Raw genomic sequence first — 20,517 nt, 5'->3', positions numbered from 1 at the left:
GCCGCCTCCTAGACTGACGTCCTCCACCTGCCCCACGGAGGAGCGCCATGACCACGTCTCGTGACACGACCCCGTCCACGGCCCCGCGGCCCCCGGCGCCCGGCGAGCGGGACCGCCCCGACGGGCGCGGCCGCACCGGCCTCGACGCGACGGGTCGCGACCTGGTCGGCAACCCCGACGTCGTCGTGCGCGACGTCGAGGTGACCTCCGACGGCTGGCACGTGCTGCGGCGCACGACCTTCGACGTCCGTGGACGCGACGGCACCTGGTCGACGCAGCAGCGCGAGACCTACGACCGCGGCAACGGGGCGACGATCCTGCTCCTCGACCCGGATCGCGACACCGTGCTCCTGACCCGACAGTTCCGGTTCCCCGCGTACGTCAACGGGCACCCCGACGGCATGCTCGTCGAGGCCGCCGCCGGCCTGCTCGACGAGGACGACCCGGAGACGGCGATCCGTCGCGAGGCGAGCGAGGAGCTGGGCGTCGAGGTCGGCGTGCTGACCCACGTGTTCGACGCCTACATGAGCCCGGGGTCGGTCACCGAGCGGGTGCACTTCTACGCCGCCGAGTACAGCCCCGTCGACCGGACGAGCGCCGGCGGGGGAGTCGCCGACGAGGGCGAGGAGATCGAGGTGCTCGAGCTGTCCTTCGCAGAGGCCCTCGCCATGGTCGACAACGGCCGCATCGTCGACGGCAAGACGATCATGCTGCTGCAGTGGGCGGCACTCCGCCGACTCACGACGGGCGGCGTCGGCTAGGGCAGCACGTCCTCGTCCGGCTCCGCTGCGGGGGCCGTCCCCGTCAGCCCTCGCGCGCCTCCCGCGCCCGGCCCTTGATCGCCGTGATGACGTCGGTCTTCGCGTCGGCGTAGTCGTTCATGTCGTCCCAGCGGCGGGCGAGCAGGGCGCGCTTCGTCCGCTCGTAGAGGGCGCGGTCGTCGTCGTCGCGGCGCAGGTGGTCGCGCAGGAGGAGGTAGTCGGCCACCGCAGGAGCGCCGCGGTCGTAGACGTGCACGTGCACGTCGCGCTCCGGGGTGCGCACCAGCCGGTGCCCCGGCTCGCGCACGCGCAGCACGTACCCGGCGGCGAGCAGGGGCCCGAGCCAGTCCTCCTCGGCGGTGACGTCGTCGACCGCGACGACGACGTCGACGATCGGCTTCGCCGCGAGGCCGGGCACCGAGGTCGAGCCGATGTGCTCGACGTCGGCCTGCGTGCCGGTCGTCGCGAGGGCCGCGACGATGCGCCGTTCGTGCTCGAGGTAGAGCTCGGGCCAGCGCGGGTCGGGGTCGTGCAGCGTCACGGCGATCGCCTCGGGGCCGCCGACGAGGTCGACCTCCGTCACGTCGGGGCGGCGGCGGGGGCGGGGATGGAGGGTCACCCGGTCATCCTGCCAGCCGGTCGCGGCGGGTCGCGGTGGGGCGGTGCCCGTCGCGGCCGGTCGCGGCCCGTCGCCCGACCGTCGCAGGTGCGCCGCGCCCGCCTCGCCTGCCAGGATCGAGGTCCACTCGAGGGGAGCGACCATGGACGAAGGACTGCTGTACGACCTCTGCAGCCGGGCACGACGCGTGCAGGCCGCGCGCAGCTCGGAGGCCAGCCTGCAGGGGCTGACCGACCTGGTCCGTGCCGCGGCCGACCCGCGGGGCCGTCGCTCGGACCTCGAGATCCACCAGCTGATCGAGTCCGCGCCGCAGCCCGTCGGCATGCGCTGGAGCGTCGCGCAGCTCGAGGCGCTCGCCGGGGCCAGGGGCGACGCCCCCGCCGACCTCGACGAGGACGATGCCGAGGACTACGAGGAGGCGCAGGCCGCGCTCCTGAGGGCGGTCGGCAAGGACGACGGCGAGCCCGCGAGCGGCCCCGTCGGCGTCGCCAAGAACGTGCTCGAGCAGCTGCTGCACCGCTGGTTCTGACGCGGGCCCGGGCCGTCGGGCGAACGCGGCTGCCTGCCCGGGCCGGAACACGGCGTCATCCGACCCCGGTTTCGTCCATGATGGTCCCGTGACCGACACCGACACCGCGAAGCGACCCGACGGAGCCAGCCGAGACGACGTCCGGGGGGCGGTCGACACCGACCTGCGCGCCGACGTGAGCTTCCTGGGCAGCCTGCTCGGGCGCGTGCTCACCGAGGCCGGCGGCCCCGACCTGCTGGCCGACGTCGAGCGCCTGCGCGCGGCCGTCATCTCCGCCTACGAGGACGCGACCGCGGGCCACGCCGGCAAGACGGACTCGGCCGAGCCGGTCGACCGCGCCGGCGAGATCGTCGCGGAGCTCGACCAGGAGCGCGCCGAGCAGGTCGCCCGGGCCTTCACCGTCTACTTCCACCTCTCCAACCTCGCCGAGGAGCACCACCGGGTGCGCGTGCTGCGCAGGCGCCGCGAGCGCGCCGACTCGCTGCCCGCCGCGGTCGAGCGGCTCGTGGAGGAGCTGGGGGCCGAGGAGGCGTCGGCACGTCTGCAGGCGCTGCGGTTCCAGCCCGTCTTCACCGCGCACCCCACCGAGGCTCGCCGCCGCGCGGTCGCGAGCACCATCCGCCGCATCAGCGACCTGCTCGACGAGCGCGACGCCGCCCAGAGCACGGCCGACCTGCTCGAGACCGAGCGTCGCCTCCTCGAGGAGATCGACGTGCTGTGGCGCACCTCGCCGCTGCGCACCACGCGGCCGACCCCGCTCGACGAGGTCCGCACCGCGATGAACGTCTTCGACCAGACCCTGTTCGAGGTCGTGCCGCACGTCTACCGCGTGCTCGACGACCGCCTCAACGGCGATGCGGCCGGCCGTCAGCCGGTGGCCGCCCCCGCCTTCATGCGCTTCAGCAGCTGGATCGGCGGCGACCGCGACGGCAACCCGCACGTCACCGCCGAGGTCACCCGCGCCGCCGCCGAGATCGCGTCCGAGCACGTGCTGCTCGGCCTGCACCGTGCCGCGGGCCGGATCGGCGGCACGCTCACCCTCGACGAGGCCGACACCCCGGCCGACGCGGGCGTCCGCGAGCTCGCCGAGCAGCAGCGCGCGCTCGACCCCGACACGGCCTCGCGCATCGGCATCCGCTCGCCCAACGAGACGCACCGCCGGGTGCTGCTGTTCGTCGCCGAGCGGATCGACGCCACGCGCCGCGGCGTCGAGGCCCTCGCCTACGCCGGGCCCGACGACCTGCTCGCCGACCTCCGCACCGTCCAGGCGTCGCTCCGCGCGGCCGGCGCCCACCGCGCGGCCAACGGCGAGCTGCAGAACCTCGTCTGGCAGGTCGAGACGTTCGGCTTCCACCTCGCCGAGCTCGAGGTGCGACAGCACTCGCAGGTGCACCGCACCGCCCTCGAGGAGGCGCGGGCCGGCGGCGAGCTCAGCGCGCAGACCGTCGAGGTGCTCGACGTGTTCCGCACCGTCGCCTCGCTGCAGCACCGCTTCGGACGTCGTGCCGCCTCCCGGTACATCGTGTCGTTCACCCAGTCGTCGGCCGACCTCGCGAACGTCGTCGAGCTGGCCGAGCTCGCCCTCGGCTCGGCCGAGGCGGCGCCGGTGCTCGACGTCATCCCGCTGTTCGAGACGTTCGCCGACCTCGAGGCGTCGACGCGCATCCTCGACGAGGCCCTGCAGACCGACGCGGTGCAGCGTCGTCTCGCCGCGACCGGCCGCAAGCTCGAGGTGATGCTCGGCTACTCCGACTCGTCGAAGGACGTCGGCCCCGTCAGCGCCACCTTCGCCCTCTACGACGCGCAGGCGCGCATCGCCGAGTGGGCGCGCAGCAACGACATCGAGCTCACCCTGTTCCACGGCCGCGGCGGCTCGATGGGCCGCGGCGGCGGACCGGCCCACGAGGCCGTCCGCGCCCAGCCGCCCGGCTCGGTCGAGGGCCGGTTCAAGATCACCGAGCAGGGCGAGGTGATCCTCGCGAACTACGGCAACAAGGTGATCGCCGCCCGCCACATCGAGCAGATGGCCGCCGCCACCCTGCACGCGTCGACGCCGTCCACGGCCGCCGCGAACGCCGCCTCCGCCGAGCGCTTCGCCCCGCTGGCCGCGGCCATGGACGCGGCCTCGCGGGACGCCTTCTTCGGCCTGGTCAAGGCCGACGGGTTCGCGACCTGGTTCGCCACGGTCACCCCGATGGAGGAGGTGGGCCTGCTCGCGCTCGGCTCGCGTCCCGCGCGGCGCGGCCTCTCGGTCGAGTCGCTCGAGGATCTCCGGGCTATCCCGTGGGTCTTCGCGTGGACGCAGGCCCGCATCAACCTCGCCGGCTGGTACGGCCTCGGCTCGGCGCTCGCCGCGGTCGGCGACGTGCAGGTGCTGCGCGAGGCCTACGAGGCCTGGCCGTTGTTCCGCACGATGATCAAGAACGTCGAGCTGTCGCTGGCGAAGACCGACGACCACATCGCCCGCCGCTACCTCGGCCTGGCCGAGCGCGACGACCTCGCCGACCGGGTGCTCGCCGAGATGGCGCTGACCCGCGAGTGGGTGCTCGCGACGAGCGGGTCGAGCGACGTGCTCGAGGGGCGACCGGTGCTCAGCCGCTCGGTGCGCCTCCGGAGCCCCTACGTCGACGCGCTGTCGCTGCTGCAGCTGCGCGCCCTGCGGGGGATCCGCCGCTCGGTCGAGAAGGACCCCGCGGACGCCGACCACCGCCTCCTGCTGCTCACCGTCAACGGCATCGCGGCCGGCCTCCAGAACACGGGCTGAGCTCGCCGGGGCGCTGACCTCCGACCTTCGGTCGATCCCCGAGGAGGCGCCCCCTCCGTACCCTCGGAGCATGAGCACCGAGACCGTGACCGACGGCAGACCCCGTGGCTGGGCCCGCGCCTGGGGCGAGACGTGGCGGCTGCTCGTCGCCCTCGTGTTCGGCCTGGTCGTGTCGCTGGCGGTCTGGTTCGGCGACCCGACCGGCGTCCGCGACGCCGAGCCGCTGTTCGGACTCTTCGTGTTCCTCGACGTGATCGTCGGGCTCACCGTGCTCGTGATGCTGCCCCTGCGGCACCGTGCCCCCTTCGTCCTCACCCTGGTGGCGGTCGTGCTCGCGGGCATCTCGCCGTTCGCGTCGTGCGCCGCGTCGCTGATGCTCGTGTCGCTCGCGACTCGTCGGCGGGCGGCCGAGATCGTCCCCGTGGCACTGGCCTTCGTCGTCTCGAGCGTGCTCGGCGAGGTGCTCTACTTCCGGTCCGAGCCGGTTCTCCCGCTCTGGCAGACCCTCGTCGCGGTCGTCGTCGTCACGGCGTTGATCGTCGTCGTCGGCCTCTACATCGGCGGTCGTCGTGAGCTGCTGCGCAGCCTGCGCGAGCGTGCCCGCCTCGTCGAGGAGGAGGAGCACCTCCGCCTGGCACAGGCCCGCGACCACGAGCGCACCCGGATCGCCCGCGAGATGCACGACGTCCTCGCCCACCGGCTCTCGCTCGTCGCCCTGCACGCCGGGGTGCTCGAGTACCGCGACGACCTCGGCCCGGTCGAGACACGGGCCACCGCCGGCGTCATCCGGGAGAACGCCCGGACGGCGCTGACCGAGCTGCGGGACGTGCTCGGGGTCCTCCGCGAGCCCGGTCCCGACGGCGGCGCGGTGGCGGCTCCGCCCCAGCCGACCCTGGCCGGGCTGGACGACCTGCTCGACGAGGCGCGGTCCGCGGGCATGGCCGTCCAGCTCGAGTCGTCGCTCCCCGCGGCCCTGACCGGTGGCCGCGGCGACCCTGCCGCGGCGGACGGCCCGCCCGAGGAGGCGCCTCCCACGACGACGAGCCGGCACGCGTTCCGCATCGTGCAGGAGTGCCTGACGAACGCCCGCCGGCACGCCCCCGGGCAGCCGGTGACGGTGACGCTCGACGGGCGTCCCGGGGGCCAGCTCGTCGTCCGGGTGGAGAACGCCCTGGGGGCTGCCTCGAGGGGCGCCGTCCCCGCGTATCCGTCGAGTCCCGGGGCGCCGTCGTCGGCACTGTCGGGGGCAGGCGCCCTGCGGGCAGGTGCGGGTGCAGGTGCGGGTGCAGGTGCAGCCGCTGGCGCGCGTGTCCTGCGCGGCGGCCACGGCCTGGACGGTCTGGCGGAGCGAGCCCGTCTCGCCGGCGGCACCCTGATCCTCGACTCGTCCGCGGGTCGCCACGTCGTGGAGGCGAGGCTGCCGTGGACCCGCTGAACCGCACCTCCGCCCCGGTCCGCGTGGTGCTCGTCGACGACGAGAGACTCGTCCGGACCGGGCTCCGCCTCATCCTCGGCGGCGAGCCGTCCGTCGAGGTGGTGGGCGAGGCCGGCGACGGCGTCGAGGCGGAGCACGTCATCGCCGAGACCGTCCCCGACGTCGTCCTGATGGACATCCGCATGCCCCGCCGTGACGGGCTCGCCGCGACCGAGCGCGAGCTCGCGCGTCGACCCGACCTCGCCGTCCTCGTGCTCACGACCTTCGACGCGGACGACATGGTGCTCGGGGCGCTGCGCCTCGGCGCCCGGGGCTTCCTGCTCAAGGACACGCCGCCGGCCGAGCTGGTGGCGGCGGTCCTCGCAGCGGCGCAGGGCCGCTCGACCCTGTCGCCGAGCGTGCTCGACCGCGTGATCGGGGCCGCGACGGCGTCCGTCCCCGTGCAGGCGACCGACGGCAGCGCCGAGGAGGCGGCGGCCGCGGCCGACGAGGCCCGGTCCCGTCTCGCCCTGCTCACCGCCCGCGAGGCCGACGTCGTGCGCGGGGTCGTGCGCGGCCGCTCGAACGCGCAGATCGGCGCCGAGCTGTACGTCAGCGTCGCGACGGTGAAGACCCACCTCGGCCACGCCTACGACAAGCTCGGCGTCGACGGCCGGGTGCAGCTCGCGCTGCTGGCGCGGGCGGCGGGGCTCCCCGAGGACTGACGCCGCTCCTCCCCAGGTCACGATTCGACACCGCCTGTGCCCGCGCACGGTCACGACCCGGTGCCGGCCCGGGCGAGGTGTCATGATCATCGGCAGAGCAGCGTCCGCTCGCCGTCCAGGAGGTCATCCGTCGTGTCTGTCCGTGCTGTCGTGCCCGTCCGTGTCGCGTCCCGCTCCGCCCGCCCGCGCCTCCTCGGCGCCGCCGCCGGCCTGGCCGGGCTGGTCCTGCTGTCCGGGTGCGCGTCGGCACCGTCGGACGACGGGGGCGCCGCGACGGCCTCGACGCACTGCGCCCGGATGGTGACCAACTCCGGCGGCCTCGAGGACCGCTCGTTCAACCAGTCGAGCTGGGCCGGGCTGCAGGCCGCCGAAGCCGACGGCGTCGCCGCGCAGGTGCTCGTCTCGACCTCCGAGACCGACCTGGCGCCGAACGTCACCCAGGCCGTCGAGTCCGGCTGCGGCTTCGTCCTGACCGTCGGCTACGAGCTGGCCGCCGCCACCCAGGAGCAGGCCGCGGCCAACCCCGACGTCGACTTCGCCATCGTCGACGAGACCGTCGAGGGCGACAACGTCAAGCCGATCCTGTTCGACACGGCGCAGGCCTCGTACCTCGCGGGCTACCTCGCGGCGGGCGTGTCGAAGACCGGCGCGGTGGGCACCTTCGGCGGTGGCAACCAGCCGCCCGTGACCCTCTTCATGGACGGCTTCGCGCAGGGCGTCGATGCCTACAACGCCGCGCACGGCGCCTCCGTGCGGCTGATCGGCTGGGACCCGGTCGCCCGCGACGGCTCGTTCACCGGCGACTTCGAGGACGTCAACAAGGGCAAGCAGGTCGCCCAGGCGCTGATCGACCAGGGTGCCGACGTCATCATGCCCGTCGCCGGCCAGGTCGGCGAGGGCGCCGCCTCCGCCGCGCTCGACGCCGGGGGAGTCAGCGTCATCTGGGTCGACAACGACGGGTACGACACCCTGCCCGAGGCGTACCGCCCGATCCTGCTGACCTCCGTGCTCAAGGACACCGAGCAGGCCGTCCGCGAGATCGCCGTGTCGACGACCGACGACAGCTTCACGAACGAGCCGTACGTCGGCACCCTCGAGAACGAGGGCGTCGGCCTCGCGCCGTTCCACGACCTCGAGTCGAGTGTGCCCGCCGACCTCGCCGCCGAGGTCGACGCCCTGCGCGACCAGATCGTCGCGGGATCGGTCACGGTCGACTCGCCCGACGCCCCCTAGGCGCGGCCGGACACCGGACACCGGACACCGGACACCCGACACCGCACCCGCGCCCGGCGGCCCCGCGTCCGCCGGGGCCTACGGCCGGCTGGCCCGCCGTCCGCGGGTGCGCCCGCCGCGCCCGGCGGCCGCTGCGGCAGCCGCCGCGACGAACCGCTCCCCCCGCTCGACGGTGCGGCCTCGACCCGCCGCCGCGTCCCACTCGTACACGGTGACGCCGCCGATCAGCACGTGCTCCGCGCGGCTCATCACGTCGAGCGGGTCGCCCGACCAGACGACGACGTCGCCGTCGAGCCCGGGAGCCAGTGCTCCCACACGGTCGTCGAGCCCGAGCATGCGTGCCGGGTTGACCGTCAGCGCCTCGAGCGCGACGACGGGGTCGAGCCCCTCCTTCACGGCGAACGACGCCTGGTGCACCAGGAAGTTGATGGGCACCACCGGGTGGTCGGTGGTGATCGCGACCGTCACGCCGGCACGGGCCAGGGCGGCCAGGTTCGAGATCGCCCGGTCGCGCAGCTCGACCTTGGTGCGCGAGGTGAGCATCGGCCCGAAGATCACCGGGACGCCCTTCTCGGCCAGCACGTCGGCCAGCTTGTGTCCCTCCGTGCCGTGGTTGACCACGAGGCGGTAGCCGAACTCCTCCGACAGCCTGATCGCCGTGGCGATGTCGTCGTGCCGGTGCACGTGCTGGTCCCAGACGAGGGTGCCGTCGAGCACGTCGGCAAGCGTCTCGAGCCGCAGGTCGCGCCGGAACGGCTCGCCCGCCACCGCCGCCGCCGCGCGTGAGGCCGCGTAGAACCGGGCGTCCTCGAAGGCCTGCCGCAGCACGAACGCGACGCCGAGCCGCGTGGAGGGCAGCGCGTCGCGGCTGCCGTAGACCCGCTTCGGGTTCTCGCCGAGCGCGGACTTGACGCTCACCGCCTCCTTGATCACCTGCTCGTCGATCGTGCGGCTGCCCCAGGTCTTGATCGCGACCGTGCGGCCGCCGATGACGTTTCCGCTGCCGGGCTTGACGACGACGCTCGTGACGCCGCCCGAGAGCGCGTCGCGGAACCCCTCGTCGTCGATGTCGATCGCGTCGATCGCCCGCACCCCGGCGGTGTTCGGGTCGGTCATCTCGTTGGTGTCGTTGCCGACGGGCCCGTTCGCCTCCTCGCTGATGCCGACGTGGCCGTGGGCCTCGACGAAGCCGGGCAGCACCCAGCGGCCCGTGGCGTCGACGACCCGGGCGCCCGCGGGCACCTCGACGTCGGCGGCAGCGCCCACCGCCTCGACCAGGCCGTCGCGGATCAGCACCGTGCCGCCCTCGATCGGCTCGCCCACGATCGGCACCACGCGGCCGCCCGTGATCGCGACGACGACGGACGGGGGCTGCTGCGAACGAGTCATGGCCCCACCGTAGGCCCGCCGACCGACACCCCACGAGGAGGTGCGGCGTCAGCCCCGCGGACGGTCCGCGACCACGAAGCGCTGGTTCGCCAGCACCGGCAGGGTGCGCCGTGCCGCCGCGACCTCGTCCAGGTCGAGGTCGACGACGAGGAGCCCCGGCTCGGCACCGAGCTCGGCGACCACGGCGCCGAACGGCGAGGCGACGAGGCTGTGCCCGACGCCGGTCGGCGACGCGCTCGCCGCCGCGGCCGTCGCCTCGCGCTCGGTCTCGGCGTCGCCGGAGGCCCTGGCCGCCGCCGCGACCGCCGCGGGGTCGGCCTGCCCGACGGCCACGACGATGGTCGTGCTGTCGGCGGCGCGCGCACGGGTCAGCAGCTGCCACTGGTCGACCTTGCCGGGCCCGTCGCCCCACGACGCGGCGACCACGCTGACCTGGGCGCCCGACGCGGCGTTCGCGAGGAACAGCGCGGGGAACCGCACGTCGTAGCAGGTGGCCAGGCCCACGACGGCGCCGCCCCCGCCCCCGACGGCCACGGTGACGGCCTCGTCGCCGCCCTCGACCGAGTCGGACTCCGCGTGGCCGAACGCGTCGAAGAGGTGCACCTTGTCGTAGCTCGCGGCCAGCTCGCCGCCCGGGCCGGCCACGAGCAGCGTGTTCCGCACCGTTCCGTCCTGCCCCGGGGTGAACGTGCCGACGACGATCGTGACGTCGAGCCTCCCGGCGAGGCCGAGCACGGCGGAGGCCCAGGGGCCGTCGAGCGGCTCGGCCGCCGCGGCGAGGTCGGAGCCGAACGCGGTCATGGCCGCCTCGGGGAACACGACCAGCTCGGCTCCCTCGGCTGCCGCCTCCTCGGCTGCCCGCTCGACCTCGCCGAGGTTGCGGGCCGGATCACGGGTGCTCCAGATCTGGGCGAGGGCGATGCGCATGCGCCCAACCTAGCCACGCGCGCCGCCGCGCCGAGGCCGGGGCCGGCTGCGCACCAGCCGCGCGGGGCCGGGCGGGCCGCCGCCGGATACAGTTCACGGCATGATCGACGTCCCCGAAGGCGAGCTGCGCGAGCGGCTGGCCACCGCCCTGTCCGTGCCGCGCTGGGTCGACGAGGTGGCCGGTCAGGCGCCCTTCGACGACGTCGACGCCCTGATCGCCGTCGCACGCCGCGCCGGGTCGCTCACGTCCGCCGAGGTCGACCAGGCGCTCGAGCAGCACGACCTCGTCGCCGAGCCAGCCACGGGCGACGCGGGCGCCGACGAGTACGGGCGCCGCGAGGAGCGTGCCTCCCACGAAACCGACGACCCGCAGCTCGTCAAGGCCCTGGCCGAGGGAGGCGCGGTGTACGAGGAGCGCTTCGGCCGTGCCTTCGTCATCCGCACCGCCGGGCGCAGCCGCGACGAGGTCGTCGCCGAGCTCGACCGCCGGCTCAGGCTCGACGACGAGGCCGAGAAGCAGGAGGTGGGGGCCCAGCTGGTCGAGATCGCCGTCGTCCGCCTCCGCCAGGTCTTCGCGTCCCGCACGGCCGAGACGGGTCGTGGCACCGAGACGGCGTCGCCGGTGCGGCCGCTCGCCTGACCCCGCTCGCCTGACCCGCTCGCATCGGCCGCGCACGGTGCGACGCGACTCGGACGGGGCCCCGAGGAGGCCGAGCGTACGATGGGCGCATGTCCGACGCAGCCCCCGACCGCATCCTCATGTTCGGCGCCGAGTGGTGCCGTGACTGCCGCCGCTCGAAGGCGCTGCTCGACCGCGAGGGCGTGGCCTACGACTACGTCGACCTCGAGTCGGTCGACGACGGGGCCGACCGCGCGTTCGCGATCAGCGGCCGCACGCAGATCCCCGTGGTCGTGTTCCCCGACGGCAGCCACCTCGTCGAGCCGTCCGACGCCGAGCTCTCCGCGAAGCTCCCCCTCGACTGACCTCGACCGTCCGGCCTCGACCGACCGGCTGAGGCGCGGCGGGCCTCGGCGCGCCACGCTGGAGGCGTGACCTCGACACCGGATCCAGTCCTCGCCGCCGTCCCCGCGCCTCCTGCGACGGGCCTGCCGTCGGCCCCGTCGGTCCCGCTGGCCGCTTCCACCACCGGGACGCCGATCGCGTACAGCGGCCCCGTCGCGACAGCCGGCCGGTTCGTCGCCCCTGACCTCCTCCGCGGCATCGCCCTGCTGGGCATCGCGCTCGCGAACAGCGTCTACTACGTGACCGACCGCGTCACGGGCCCCCTGGCCCGTCCGGTCGACGGCAGCACCGGCGACCACGTGGCCGACGTGCTCGTCGGCACCCTCGTCGACAACCGCTCGTTCCCCCTCTTCACCCTGCTCTTCGCCTACGGCTTCACCGTGATCCTGCAGCGCCAGGCCGCGCGCGGCGTGCCGCGCGACAGGGCGAGGCGGCTCCTCCTCCGGCGCAGCCTCTGGCTGGTCGTGTTCGGGGCGCTGCACATCGTGTTCCTCTTCGAGGGCGACGTCCTGCTCAGCTACGGACTGCTCGGGCTCGTCCTCGCGGCCATGTTCGCGACGAGCGACCGGGCGTTCCGCATCGTGGGCTGGTCGACGCTCGTGGTGTTCCTCGCCGTGGCCGGTCAGGACGGTCTCGCGGGAGGCGGCCCCGGGGAGATCGACGCCCTGCCGGTCGAGGTCGGCACCGTCCTGGGCGACGCGCTCTGGCGGCTCTTCGCGCTGGTGGGCCTGGTCTTCACCGCGCCCCTCGCGATCGGCATGCTCCTGCCCATCGCCGTGCTGGGCACGCTGCTCGGACGACGGCGCGTCCTCGAGCGCCCCGCCGAGCACCTCCCGCTGCTGCGCCGCCTCACGGTCGTCGGGTTCCCCGTCAGCGTGCTCGGCGCCCTCCCGCTGGTGCTCGCGACGGTCGGGGCCTGGCAGCCGGGCTCCGTCGTGCTGTACCTGCTCGGCGTGCTGCACGGTGCCACCGGCGTGGCCGGCGCGCTCGCCCTGCTCGGCCTCGTCGGCTGGTGGGTCGGCACGCGGGAGGCGCGCACCGCCTCCGTGCTCACCCCCACCTCGGCGCCGGTGCGGGCGCTCGTCGCCGTCGGCCGGCGCTCGCTCACCTGCTACCTGCTGCAGTCGGTCCTCTTCGTGCTGCTGCTCGAGCCGTGGGCGCTCGGCCTCGGGGTCGGCGCGGGCACGCTGGCGATCGGGCTGATCGCCGTCGGTGTCTGGCTCGTCACGGTCGTCGTCGCGGTGCTGCTCGACCGGGCCGGCCGTCAGGGGCCCGCCGAGTGGGCGCTGCGTCGCCTCACCTACGGCCGACCGGCCGCGTCGCGGGCCGCTTAGCGGCCGGCGGGCCGGCGGCGGGGCGCGCGGCAGACAGCGAGCCGCGATGCAGGTGAAAAGGGACGGCGCAGGCGTGGACCCGCGCCTACGGCGTCCCTTTTCCCCTTCGGAGACCGTGTTCGGCCGGGCACAGCACGGCCCGGCTCGGCCGGCGCCGCCCCCGCCAGGCCTCAGCGGCGGCGGCGCTCCGCGACGATCTGCTTGACGGTCTCGTCGAGGTGCGGGTGCACGAACTCGTAGCCGCCCTCGACCAGCCGCTCGGGCACGACCCAGCGGCTCTTGAGCACGAGCTCGGTCTCGGTGCGCAGCACGGCGGTGCCGAGCTCGAGCATCCAGCGCGTCGCGGGGAGCCCGATCGGCATGCCCACCGCACGGCGGACGATCCCCATCATCGTCCGGTCGTCGCTCGGGTTCGGCGACGACAGGTTCACGACCCCGTCGACGTCGTCGTGCTCGCGCAGCCAGTCGATCGAGCCGAGCACGTCGTCGACGTGGATCCAGCTGAACTTCTGCCGACCGCCTCCGGCGCCCTGGCGGTGGTGGGTGCCGGCCGCGAGCCGCGCCTTCGTCGCCGGCCACGGCCCGTCGAGCTGCGGTCCGCCGAGCCCGGCCCGGGCGAGGTTCATCAGCGGCACGAGCGCGCTGCCGTCGCCGAGGACGATCGCCATCCGCAGGGCGACACGGCGGGTCCCCGGCAGCTCGCCCGAGAAGAACTCGCGCTCCCAGCTCGTCGCGACGTCGACCGAGAAGCCCCGCCCGAGCTCGCCCGTCGACTCCGTCATCGGGCGGTCCTCGGCGTGCCGGTAGATCGTCGCGGTCGACGAGTTCAGCCAGAGCCGAGGAGGCGCGGCGCAGGCGAGCACCGCCTCCCTCAGCTCCCGGGTCGTCTCGACCCGCGACCGCATGATCTCGGCCCGGTTCGCCGGGCCGTAGCGGCAGTTCACGCTCTTGCCCGCGAGGTTGACGAGCAGGTCGGCGCCGTCGAGCAGGCGGGTGATCGCGGCGGTGTCGCCCCAGCGCGCGTCGGGGCCCGAGCGGCCGATCTCGCTGACGCGGGCGCCGCGGGCGCGCCAGGCGGCGGCGAGGTGCTGGCCGATGAAGCCGGACGCGCCGGCGATGACGATGTGGTCGGTCACGATGCTGTTCCCCCTGTGTCGTCGGGCTCGACCGAGTAGTCGAAGTGGCCCGTGTACTCGTAGATCCGGCCGACGAGCGGCGCGTCGAGGGTCACCGAGACCCGTTGTCGGCCGACGGCCTCGTCGAACTCCTCGCGCAGCGACACCCGGGGCGACACGGCGGCGGGCACCGCGACGGAACGCCGTCCGACGCGCAGGCGCATCGTGCCCGACGTCATCGACAGGGCCCCGTCGCGGGCGTGCGCGACGAGGTCGGCCGACCAGCGCCTCCGGTGTCCCAGATGGTCGACGAGCCCCGTCGACGTGGCGGCGACGGCGTCGACCATGCGGCGGTCGCCCGACGCGAAGCGGAACGTGCGGACCGCCCGGACCACGGGAGCACCCGAGGCGTCGACGCCGGGGCGGTTGGTCACGGTGAAGGGCACGTCGTGCTGCCAGGCGGCGAAGAGCACGCCCTGGCGGCCGAGCACCCACAGCACGGGCCAGAGCCAGCGCCTCGGCGTGCCCGCCCGGGCGAAGACGCCCTGGCCACGTCCGACGGAGCCGGCCGGGATCGCCCGGAAGTACGGCAGGAGGCGCGGGTGCAGCCCCGAGAGCGCCTCGCCCGCGGCGGCCTCCCACGGAGACTGCGGGGCGGGGGCGTCGGGCACGACCCGAGCCTAGGCCCGGCGGCTACCCTCGCGGCATGGACACCGCCGACACCGCCGCTGGCGCCTCCGCGCCGCACCCCCTCGTCTCCGTCGCCGAGCTGGAGCGGTCGCTCCGGGGCGATCGGCCGCCGCGCCTCCTCGACGTGCGCTGGCGGCTGGACCGTCCCGACGGCCGGCCGGCGCACCGCGAGGGCCACCTGCCGGGAGCCGTCTACGTCGACCTCGGATCCGAGCTCGCCGCGCATGGCCTGGCGGCGACGGACGGCCGGCACCCGGTGCCCACTCCGGACGAGCTGGAGCAGTCCGCCCAGGGCTGGGGGCTGCGCGAGGGCGAGCCGGTCGTGGTCTACGACGACTTGGGCGGTCAGTCCGCAGCGCGGGCGTGGTGGCTGCTGCGGGCGGCCGGCCTCGCCGACGTGCGCCTGCTCGACGGCGGGCTCGCAGCCTGGACGGCGGCCGGCCTGCCGGTCGAGACCGGGGACGTGCGACCGGAGCCCGGCGACGTCGTGCTCGGCTCGGGCCGGCTGCCGACCGTCGACGCGGACGGGGCCGCCGCGTTCCCGACGCACGGCACGCTCGTCGACAGCCGCGCCGCGGAGCGCTACCGCGGCGAGGTCGAGCCCGTCGACCCGCGGGCCGGTCACGTGCCGGGCGCCGTGAGCGTCCCGACCGCGGGCAACCTCGACGCCTCGGGGCTGTTCCTCGACGCGGACGCCCTGCGCGCGAGGTACGAGGAGGCGGGCGTCCGGCCGGGCGAGCCCGTCGCGGTCTACTGCGGCTCGGGCGTCACCGCCGCGCACGCCGCCGTCGCGCTGACGGTCGCCGGCTACGACCCCGTGCTGTTCCCGGGCTCGTGGAGCGCATGGTCCTCCGACCCCGACCGCCCTGTCGCGACCGGGGCCGAGCCCGGCTGATCCTGGACGTCGCCGGCTCGGGGCAGGAGGCGCGGGTCAGTCGGCGTGCGTCGGCGAGGGCTCCAGGGTGCGGTCGTCGACGATCGCGTCGACGGCGGCCCGGCGCACGGAGTCGATGCCGTTGAGCGCAGAACCCTTCTGCCGGTACCCCTCCGAGGTCGCGATGACCTCGCCGTTCGCGGCGGTGAGCACGAAGCGGTACTCGCCCGACTCGCCCTCCGTGACGATGAACTTGCCGGCCATGGCGTCCTCCTCGCATCCGGGGAGCGGCATCTGCGCGCTCCGCGTCGCGTCAGCATAGGCAGCGCGTGTTTCGTCCGTGTCACGGGAGCCGCGACACGACGCCGCGCGATGCGCGACACGCGGTCACATGCACGAGGCCGCGACGAGCGCGGCAGCAGCCCCCCGCTGCCGCCGCGCTCGCCGCGGCCTCGTCACCCGGCTCTGCCGGGGTCGGTCAGTCGCCGACGAGCACGCCGATGGCGGCCTTGAGCGTGTCGCGGTCGCGACGGAGCTTGGCGACCTCGGCCTCGAGCTCCGCGACGCGATCGGCGGACGCCTGGTCGGCGCCGTCGCCGCCCTTGGCGCTGGCGCCGCTGCCGGGCGGACGACCGCGCCGGGGCGCGGGCGCGGCGGCCGGCTCCTCCTGCGCGTCACCGTCGGTGCGCACGGCCGAGCCGTCCTCGGCGGTGTCGGCCGCCTCCTCGGCGATGACGGACGCCGCGGGGGCGTTCGCCTTCTCCCAGGCGCGGATCCAGCCACGGAGCGACTGCTCGCCGACCTCGAACTGCTCGGCGGTCTCGCGGATGATGGCGCGGTTGCCGGGCTCCGCCTCGCGGCGCTCCAGGACGCGGGCGAGCGACTGCTCGCGCGTCTCGTCGGTGTACTTCTGCTCGAAGGGCATGTCGTGTCTCCGGTCGTGAGGAGGGCGGGGGAGCGGCCACGTGGTGACGGCGCATCCGTCGTCACCACAGGACCGTTGACGCCGACGGTACTGCACTCTCACCTCACATGAGGAGATATAGATAGAAATATGTGTTGACGAGCCCGGTCTCGCTCGTTCTGTGACCACGCGGGGCCTGCCGCGCCGTACACATGAGCCGACCCGGACGGCGCGGCACATATGAGGACGTGTCATCATGATGCGCACCGCGCGGCGCACGATGCGGCGCACCACACGGCGCACCACGTCCGATGACATGACCACACGTGTCGCGCGTCGACCGTGTCGACCGCGACGGCGACCCGGCGCGCAGGAGGCGGTCGCCCAGTCGCCGCCGACCCGCCCGTCCTGAGGCGGATCACGGTGACGACGGCTTAAGGTGGCCGTGTGTGGCGCGCCGACAGACAGCATGACGACGACGACGACGGGACCAGTTCCGTGGCCGTCCCGACGGGCGCGCCCGGGGGAGCAGCGTCCCCCGGCACGGTGAGCCTCGGCGACCCCGGCCTCGCGGTCGGCAACGTGGCCGAGCCGTCCCGCACCGGGTGGCGCGACCAGCTGGGCGTCGTCGGCGGCACCTCCACCCTGCTGCACTTCGGCGACGAGCAACGGGCCCGCATCGAGCTCAGCACCACCCACCCCGGCGGCCTCGCCCAGTTCATCACCGGCAAGACGACCCTGCTGTCGAGCCTCATCCGTGACGACCTCGCGCTCCGGACGGCCCGCGTCGCCGCCGGCGAGATCGCGGCGAAGGGCCTCGAGCTGAGCACGGTGCGCGGCATCGACGCCGTCCACCTCGCCATCGGCGTCGCCGCCTGGTCGTTCGCCGGCCGTGACCACCGCGCGCCCGTCCTGCTCCGCCCGCTCGCCATCCGCCGGCACGGCCGCGACTTCGAGGTCAAGCTGCTCGGCGAGCCGTTCCTCAACCCCGCGCTCTCCGACGCGCTGCACGACCAGTTCGACATCTCGCTCGACGCCGACGCGTTCGTCGCGCTCGCCGGCCGCGAGGGCGCGTTCACGCCCAACCCCGTGATCGACCGCCTCCGCGGCCTCACGGCGCACCTCGACTGGTTCACCGTGCAGCCGCGGCTCGTGGTGTCGACCTTCGCCGAGGTCTCGACCGAGATGGCCCTCGACGCCCGCGAGCTCGGCCACCCCGTGCTCGACGCGCTCGGCGGCAACGCCATGGCCATCCGCCAGGTGCAGGAGGGGTACCGCCCGACCACCGCGACGCCCCAGGACGAGCGCAGCCCCGAGACGGACACCCTGCTGCTCGACGCCGACCCCGAACAGGAGAACGTCGTCGCGCAGATCGCGGCCGGCGCCTCGGTCGTGGTCAAGACGCTGCCGGGCACCGGCGGCACGCAGACCATCGTCAACGCGATCGGCCGACTCGTGTCGCAGAACAAGCGGGTGCTCGTCGTCAGCGCTCGCCGCGCCTCCCTGCGGGGCATCACCGCCCGCCTCGCCGACATCGGTCTGCCCGGCGTGGCCGTGTCGCCGACCACGCTGCGGCGTGACGTCATCCGCGCCATCAGCCGCGACGAGAAGGCCACCCACCCGCAGATGGGCGAGGTCGACGACGCGCTCGTGCGCCTCCGCAAGGTGCTCGTCGACTACCGCGGCGCCCTGAGCCGGCGCGACGACGGGCTCCGCGTCTCGGTGCTCGACTGCCTCACCGAGCTGTCGCGGCTCGCCCTGCTGCCCGCGCCCCCCGCGACCACCGCACGCCTCAGCCGGCGCAGCGTCGAGGCGATGGTCGACGGTCGTCGCCGCGTCGCGGAGACGATGGTCAACGCCGCCAACCTCGGCGAGTTCCGGTACGGCCCGGGCGACTCGCCCTGGTACGGCGCCCGCTTCACCGACTCCTTCGGGGCCGGCGACGCCCACCAGCTCGCCAAGAACCTGCACCACCGCGACCTGCCCCGCCTGCTCGAGCGAGCACAGGAGGTGATCGGCAGCACCCGGATGCGCCCCTTCGAGTCGGTGGCCGAGCTGGGCGTCTACCTGCGCCTCCTCATCGAGATCCGCGACACGCTCGACAAGTTCCAGCCCGTGGTGTTCGACCGCTCCGTCGCCGAGCTCGTCGCGGCGACCGCGCCGAAGCGCGAGGCGCCCGACATGTCGAGCGCCAACCGTCGCCGTCTCAAGAAGCTCGCGAAGGAGTACGTGCGGCCCGGCGTGCACATCGCCGACCTGCACAGCGCCCTGCAGCGCATCCAGCAGCAGCGGATCGCCTGGCAGCGCTACGTCGTCGCGGGCACTCCCCCCGAGGTGCCCACGGGCATCGCCGACGCCCACGTGCTGCACCAGCAGGTCAGCCAGGACCTGGAGCGCCTCGACGCGCCCCTCGGCCTGCGGGGCGACGACAGCCTCACCGAGATCGGCGTCGCCGAGCTGGGCCCGAAGCTGCGCGACCTCGCGGCCGAGAGCGACGTGCTGCAGAACCTGCAGGAGCGCACCGAGCTCATGACGACCCTGCGCGACCTCGAGTTGGCGCCGCTCATCACCGACCTCGCGAACCGCCACGTCCCCGAGCAGCAGGTCGCCGCCGAGCTCGAGCTCGCCTGGTGGCGCTCGGCCCTCGAGTCCCTGCTCGAGGCCGACCGTGCCCTGCTCGGCGCCAACACCGCCATGCTCGACCGGCTCGAGGCCGACTTCCGGCTCGTCGACGAGGCGCACGCGGCCGGCAGCGCCCAGCTGCTCGGCTGGCAGCTGGCCGAGAACTGGAAGATCGGTCTCGTCGACTGGCCGGAGGAGGCGTCGGCGCTGAAGGCCCTGCTGCGCCAGCCGCACCTCACCGCCCGTCTGCTGCACGACGCCGCGCCGCACCTCTCGCGCGCCATCGCCCCCGTCTGGCTGGCCTCGCCCTACGAGGTGCACACCATCGCCGACACGGTGCCGTTCGACACGGTCGTGCTCGTCGACGCCGGCGCGACGACCATCGCCGAGAACGTCGGGGCGATCCGCCGGGGCAAGCAGACCGTGGCGTTCGGCGACCCGGTCACCCAGACCCCGTCGGAGTTCGACATCGCCGTGACGCCGGGCAAGCAGCCGCCGCGCCACGACGAGGCCGAGCTCGACGCCCTGCACGCCGACAGCGCACTGGCTCGTCTCTCGACGCTGCTGCCCACCCTCTCGCTGACCCGCAGCTACCGCGCCGGCGGAGAGGACCTGGCCGAGCTGGTCAACCGCCGCTTCTACGGCGGGCGAATCGAGTCGCTGCCGTGGGCCGGCAGCTTCCTCGGGCACGGCAGCATCGCCCTCGACTACGTCTCCGGCGGCACGGCCGTGCCCGACCCCGAGTCCGGCGCCGTCGAGAGCGTCGACGCCGAGGTCGACCGCGTCGTCTCGCTCGTCGTCGAGCACGCGCGCACCCGGCCGGCCGAGTCGCTCATGGTCATCACCGCGAGCGCGAAGCACGCCGTGCGCGTGCAGCAGGCCGTGCTCACGGCGGTGTCCGGCCACAAGGACCTGACGGAGTTCGTCGTCGGCGACCGGGGCGAGCCGTTCATGGTCGCGACGCTCGAGCAGAGCGTCGCGCAGAGCCGCGACCACGTCATCTTCTCGATCGGCTACGGGCGCACCCCGCACGGCCGCGTCCTCAGCGACTTCGGGCCGCTCGGCCAGCCCGGCGGGGAGCGCCTGCTCGCCGTCGCCATGACGCGGGCCCGTCGCTCGATGATCATCGTCACCTGCTTCCAGCCCGACGACATCGACGGCGGACGCATGGGCCACGGCACCGTCGCCCTGTCCGAGATCCTCACCGAGGTCCAGGCGCGCACCAGCGCCGAGCACGTGCCGGACGACTCCGACCCGATGCTCGTCGACCTGGCACGGCGCCTCGAGGCGAAGGGCATCCCCGTCGCCCTCGGGCACCGCGGCAAGCTTGGGCTGGTCGCCGCCCACGACGGCGTCTGCGTGACCATCGAGACGGACACGACGCTGTCGCGCACGAGCCTCCGCGAGTCGCTGCGGGCCCGGCCCGAGACGCTGCGCCGCCTCGGCTGGCACTACGTCCGGGTGCACGCGTTCCAGCTGTTCACCGATCCCGACTCCGTGGCCGCACGGGTCGCCGAGGTGCTGGGGATCGACGGGACGCGCACGCAGGAGGTCCCGACTCTGTCGGCCCGCCAGCACGTCAACCGGCTCTGA

18 protein-coding genes are annotated in these 20,517 nt (G+C 74.6%); 11 read left to right on the top strand and 7 right to left on the bottom strand.

Annotated features, from left to right (window positions below; genetic code table 11):
- Positions 1-47: 47 nt before the first annotated feature.
- Complete coding sequence (locus ITJ48_RS11345; protein ID WP_194613756.1) at positions 48-761, top strand: NUDIX domain-containing protein; 714 nt, start codon at positions 48-50, stop codon at positions 759-761.
- A 43-nt stretch (positions 762-804) separates the two neighbouring features.
- On the opposite strand, the gene ITJ48_RS11340 is transcribed toward ITJ48_RS11345, so the two are convergent.
- The gene (locus ITJ48_RS11340) at positions 805-1,380 is read right to left on the bottom strand and encodes a GrpB family protein (RefSeq protein WP_370544896.1); all 576 of its coding nucleotides are present in this window, start codon (positions 1,378-1,380) and stop codon (positions 805-807) included.
- A gap of 142 nt (positions 1,381-1,522) precedes the next feature.
- Between ITJ48_RS11340 and ITJ48_RS11335 the strand changes: the two genes are divergently transcribed.
- From ITJ48_RS11335 to ITJ48_RS11315, 5 genes are all read left to right on the top strand, one after another.
- Complete coding sequence (locus tag ITJ48_RS11335) at positions 1,523-1,909, top strand: hypothetical protein (RefSeq protein ID WP_194613754.1); 387 nt, start codon at positions 1,523-1,525, stop codon at positions 1,907-1,909.
- Positions 1,910-1,997: 88 nt separating this feature from the next.
- A complete protein-coding gene (locus ITJ48_RS11330; protein WP_194613753.1) occupies positions 1,998-4,673 on the top strand; it encodes a phosphoenolpyruvate carboxylase in 2,676 nt (891 codons plus the stop codon).
- Between the two features lie 70 nt (positions 4,674-4,743).
- Positions 4,744-6,108: a histidine kinase gene (locus ITJ48_RS11325; RefSeq protein WP_194613752.1), complete on the top strand. Its 1,365-nt coding sequence runs from the start codon at positions 4,744-4,746 to the stop codon at positions 6,106-6,108.
- The gene (locus ITJ48_RS11320; RefSeq protein WP_194614444.1) at positions 6,105-6,812 is read left to right on the top strand and encodes a response regulator transcription factor; all 708 of its coding nucleotides are present in this window, start codon (positions 6,105-6,107) and stop codon (positions 6,810-6,812) included. The genes ITJ48_RS11325 and ITJ48_RS11320 overlap by 4 nt, the downstream gene beginning before the upstream one ends.
- Before the next feature lie 132 nt (positions 6,813-6,944).
- Positions 6,945-8,045: a BMP family protein gene (locus ITJ48_RS11315; RefSeq protein WP_370544895.1), complete on the top strand. Its 1,101-nt coding sequence runs from the start codon at positions 6,945-6,947 to the stop codon at positions 8,043-8,045.
- 78 nt (positions 8,046-8,123) lie between these two features.
- Here ITJ48_RS11315 and ITJ48_RS11310 read toward each other — a convergent pair whose 3' ends face one another.
- Positions 8,124-9,434: an amidohydrolase gene (locus ITJ48_RS11310; protein ID WP_194613751.1), complete on the bottom strand. Its 1,311-nt coding sequence runs from the start codon at positions 9,432-9,434 to the stop codon at positions 8,124-8,126.
- A gap of 48 nt (positions 9,435-9,482) precedes the next feature.
- On the bottom strand, positions 9,483-10,361 hold the full coding sequence (locus ITJ48_RS11305; RefSeq protein WP_194613750.1) for a carbon-nitrogen hydrolase family protein: 879 nt from the start codon (positions 10,359-10,361) through the stop codon (positions 9,483-9,485).
- A gap of 100 nt (positions 10,362-10,461) precedes the next feature.
- On the opposite strand from ITJ48_RS11305, the gene ITJ48_RS11300 reads away from it, so the two are divergent.
- The 3 genes from ITJ48_RS11300 to ITJ48_RS11290 all read left to right on the top strand — a co-directional run bounded on the left by ITJ48_RS11300 (position 10,462) and on the right by ITJ48_RS11290 (position 12,719).
- Positions 10,462-11,001, top strand: coding sequence for a 2-oxo-4-hydroxy-4-carboxy-5-ureidoimidazoline decarboxylase (locus ITJ48_RS11300; RefSeq protein ID WP_194613749.1), 540 nt, complete (start codon positions 10,462-10,464; stop codon positions 10,999-11,001).
- An 89-nt stretch (positions 11,002-11,090) separates the two neighbouring features.
- Positions 11,091-11,345 (top strand): glutaredoxin domain-containing protein, encoded by a 255-nt coding sequence (locus ITJ48_RS11295; protein ID WP_123547970.1) that lies wholly within the window; start codon positions 11,091-11,093, stop codon positions 11,343-11,345.
- A 66-nt stretch (positions 11,346-11,411) separates the two neighbouring features.
- Positions 11,412-12,719 carry a DUF418 domain-containing protein gene (locus ITJ48_RS11290; RefSeq protein ID WP_370544894.1) on the top strand — a complete coding sequence of 436 codons (1,308 nt, stop codon included), beginning with the start codon at positions 11,412-11,414 and terminating at the stop codon, positions 12,717-12,719.
- A 170-nt stretch (positions 12,720-12,889) separates the two neighbouring features.
- On the opposite strand, the gene ITJ48_RS11285 is transcribed toward ITJ48_RS11290, so the two are convergent.
- Positions 12,890-13,855, bottom strand: a complete 966-nt coding sequence (locus ITJ48_RS11285) for a DUF1731 domain-containing protein (RefSeq protein WP_194613748.1) — start codon at positions 13,853-13,855, stop codon at positions 12,890-12,892.
- Positions 13,852-14,505 (bottom strand): DUF4166 domain-containing protein, encoded by a 654-nt coding sequence (locus ITJ48_RS11280; protein ID WP_194613747.1) that lies wholly within the window; start codon positions 14,503-14,505, stop codon positions 13,852-13,854. Before ITJ48_RS11280 ends, ITJ48_RS11285 begins: the two co-directional genes overlap by 4 nt.
- Before the next feature lie 35 nt (positions 14,506-14,540).
- Between ITJ48_RS11280 and ITJ48_RS11275 the strand changes: the two genes are divergently transcribed.
- Complete coding sequence (locus ITJ48_RS11275; protein WP_194613746.1) at positions 14,541-15,419, top strand: sulfurtransferase; 879 nt, start codon at positions 14,541-14,543, stop codon at positions 15,417-15,419.
- A gap of 36 nt (positions 15,420-15,455) precedes the next feature.
- Here the strand turns inward: ITJ48_RS11275 and ITJ48_RS11270 are convergent, their stop codons facing one another.
- Together ITJ48_RS11270 and ITJ48_RS11265 are read right to left on the bottom strand one after the other, a co-directional pair.
- Positions 15,456-15,662, bottom strand: coding sequence for a DUF1508 domain-containing protein (locus tag ITJ48_RS11270; RefSeq protein ID WP_194613745.1), 207 nt, complete (start codon positions 15,660-15,662; stop codon positions 15,456-15,458).
- A gap of 214 nt (positions 15,663-15,876) precedes the next feature.
- Complete coding sequence (locus ITJ48_RS11265) at positions 15,877-16,323, bottom strand: hypothetical protein (protein WP_194613744.1); 447 nt, start codon at positions 16,321-16,323, stop codon at positions 15,877-15,879.
- Between the two features lie 477 nt (positions 16,324-16,800).
- On the opposite strand from ITJ48_RS11265, the gene ITJ48_RS11260 reads away from it, so the two are divergent.
- A complete protein-coding gene (locus tag ITJ48_RS11260; RefSeq protein WP_370544893.1) occupies positions 16,801-20,517 on the top strand; it encodes an AAA family ATPase in 3,717 nt (1,238 codons plus the stop codon).

This window comes from Frigoribacterium sp. VKM Ac-2530, from assembly GCF_015350835.1.
Taxonomy (GTDB): domain Bacteria; phylum Actinomycetota; class Actinomycetes; order Actinomycetales; family Microbacteriaceae; genus Frigoribacterium.
Note: the sequence above shows the minus strand (reverse complement) of the source record. Positions and strands in the feature narration are given on the sequence as shown.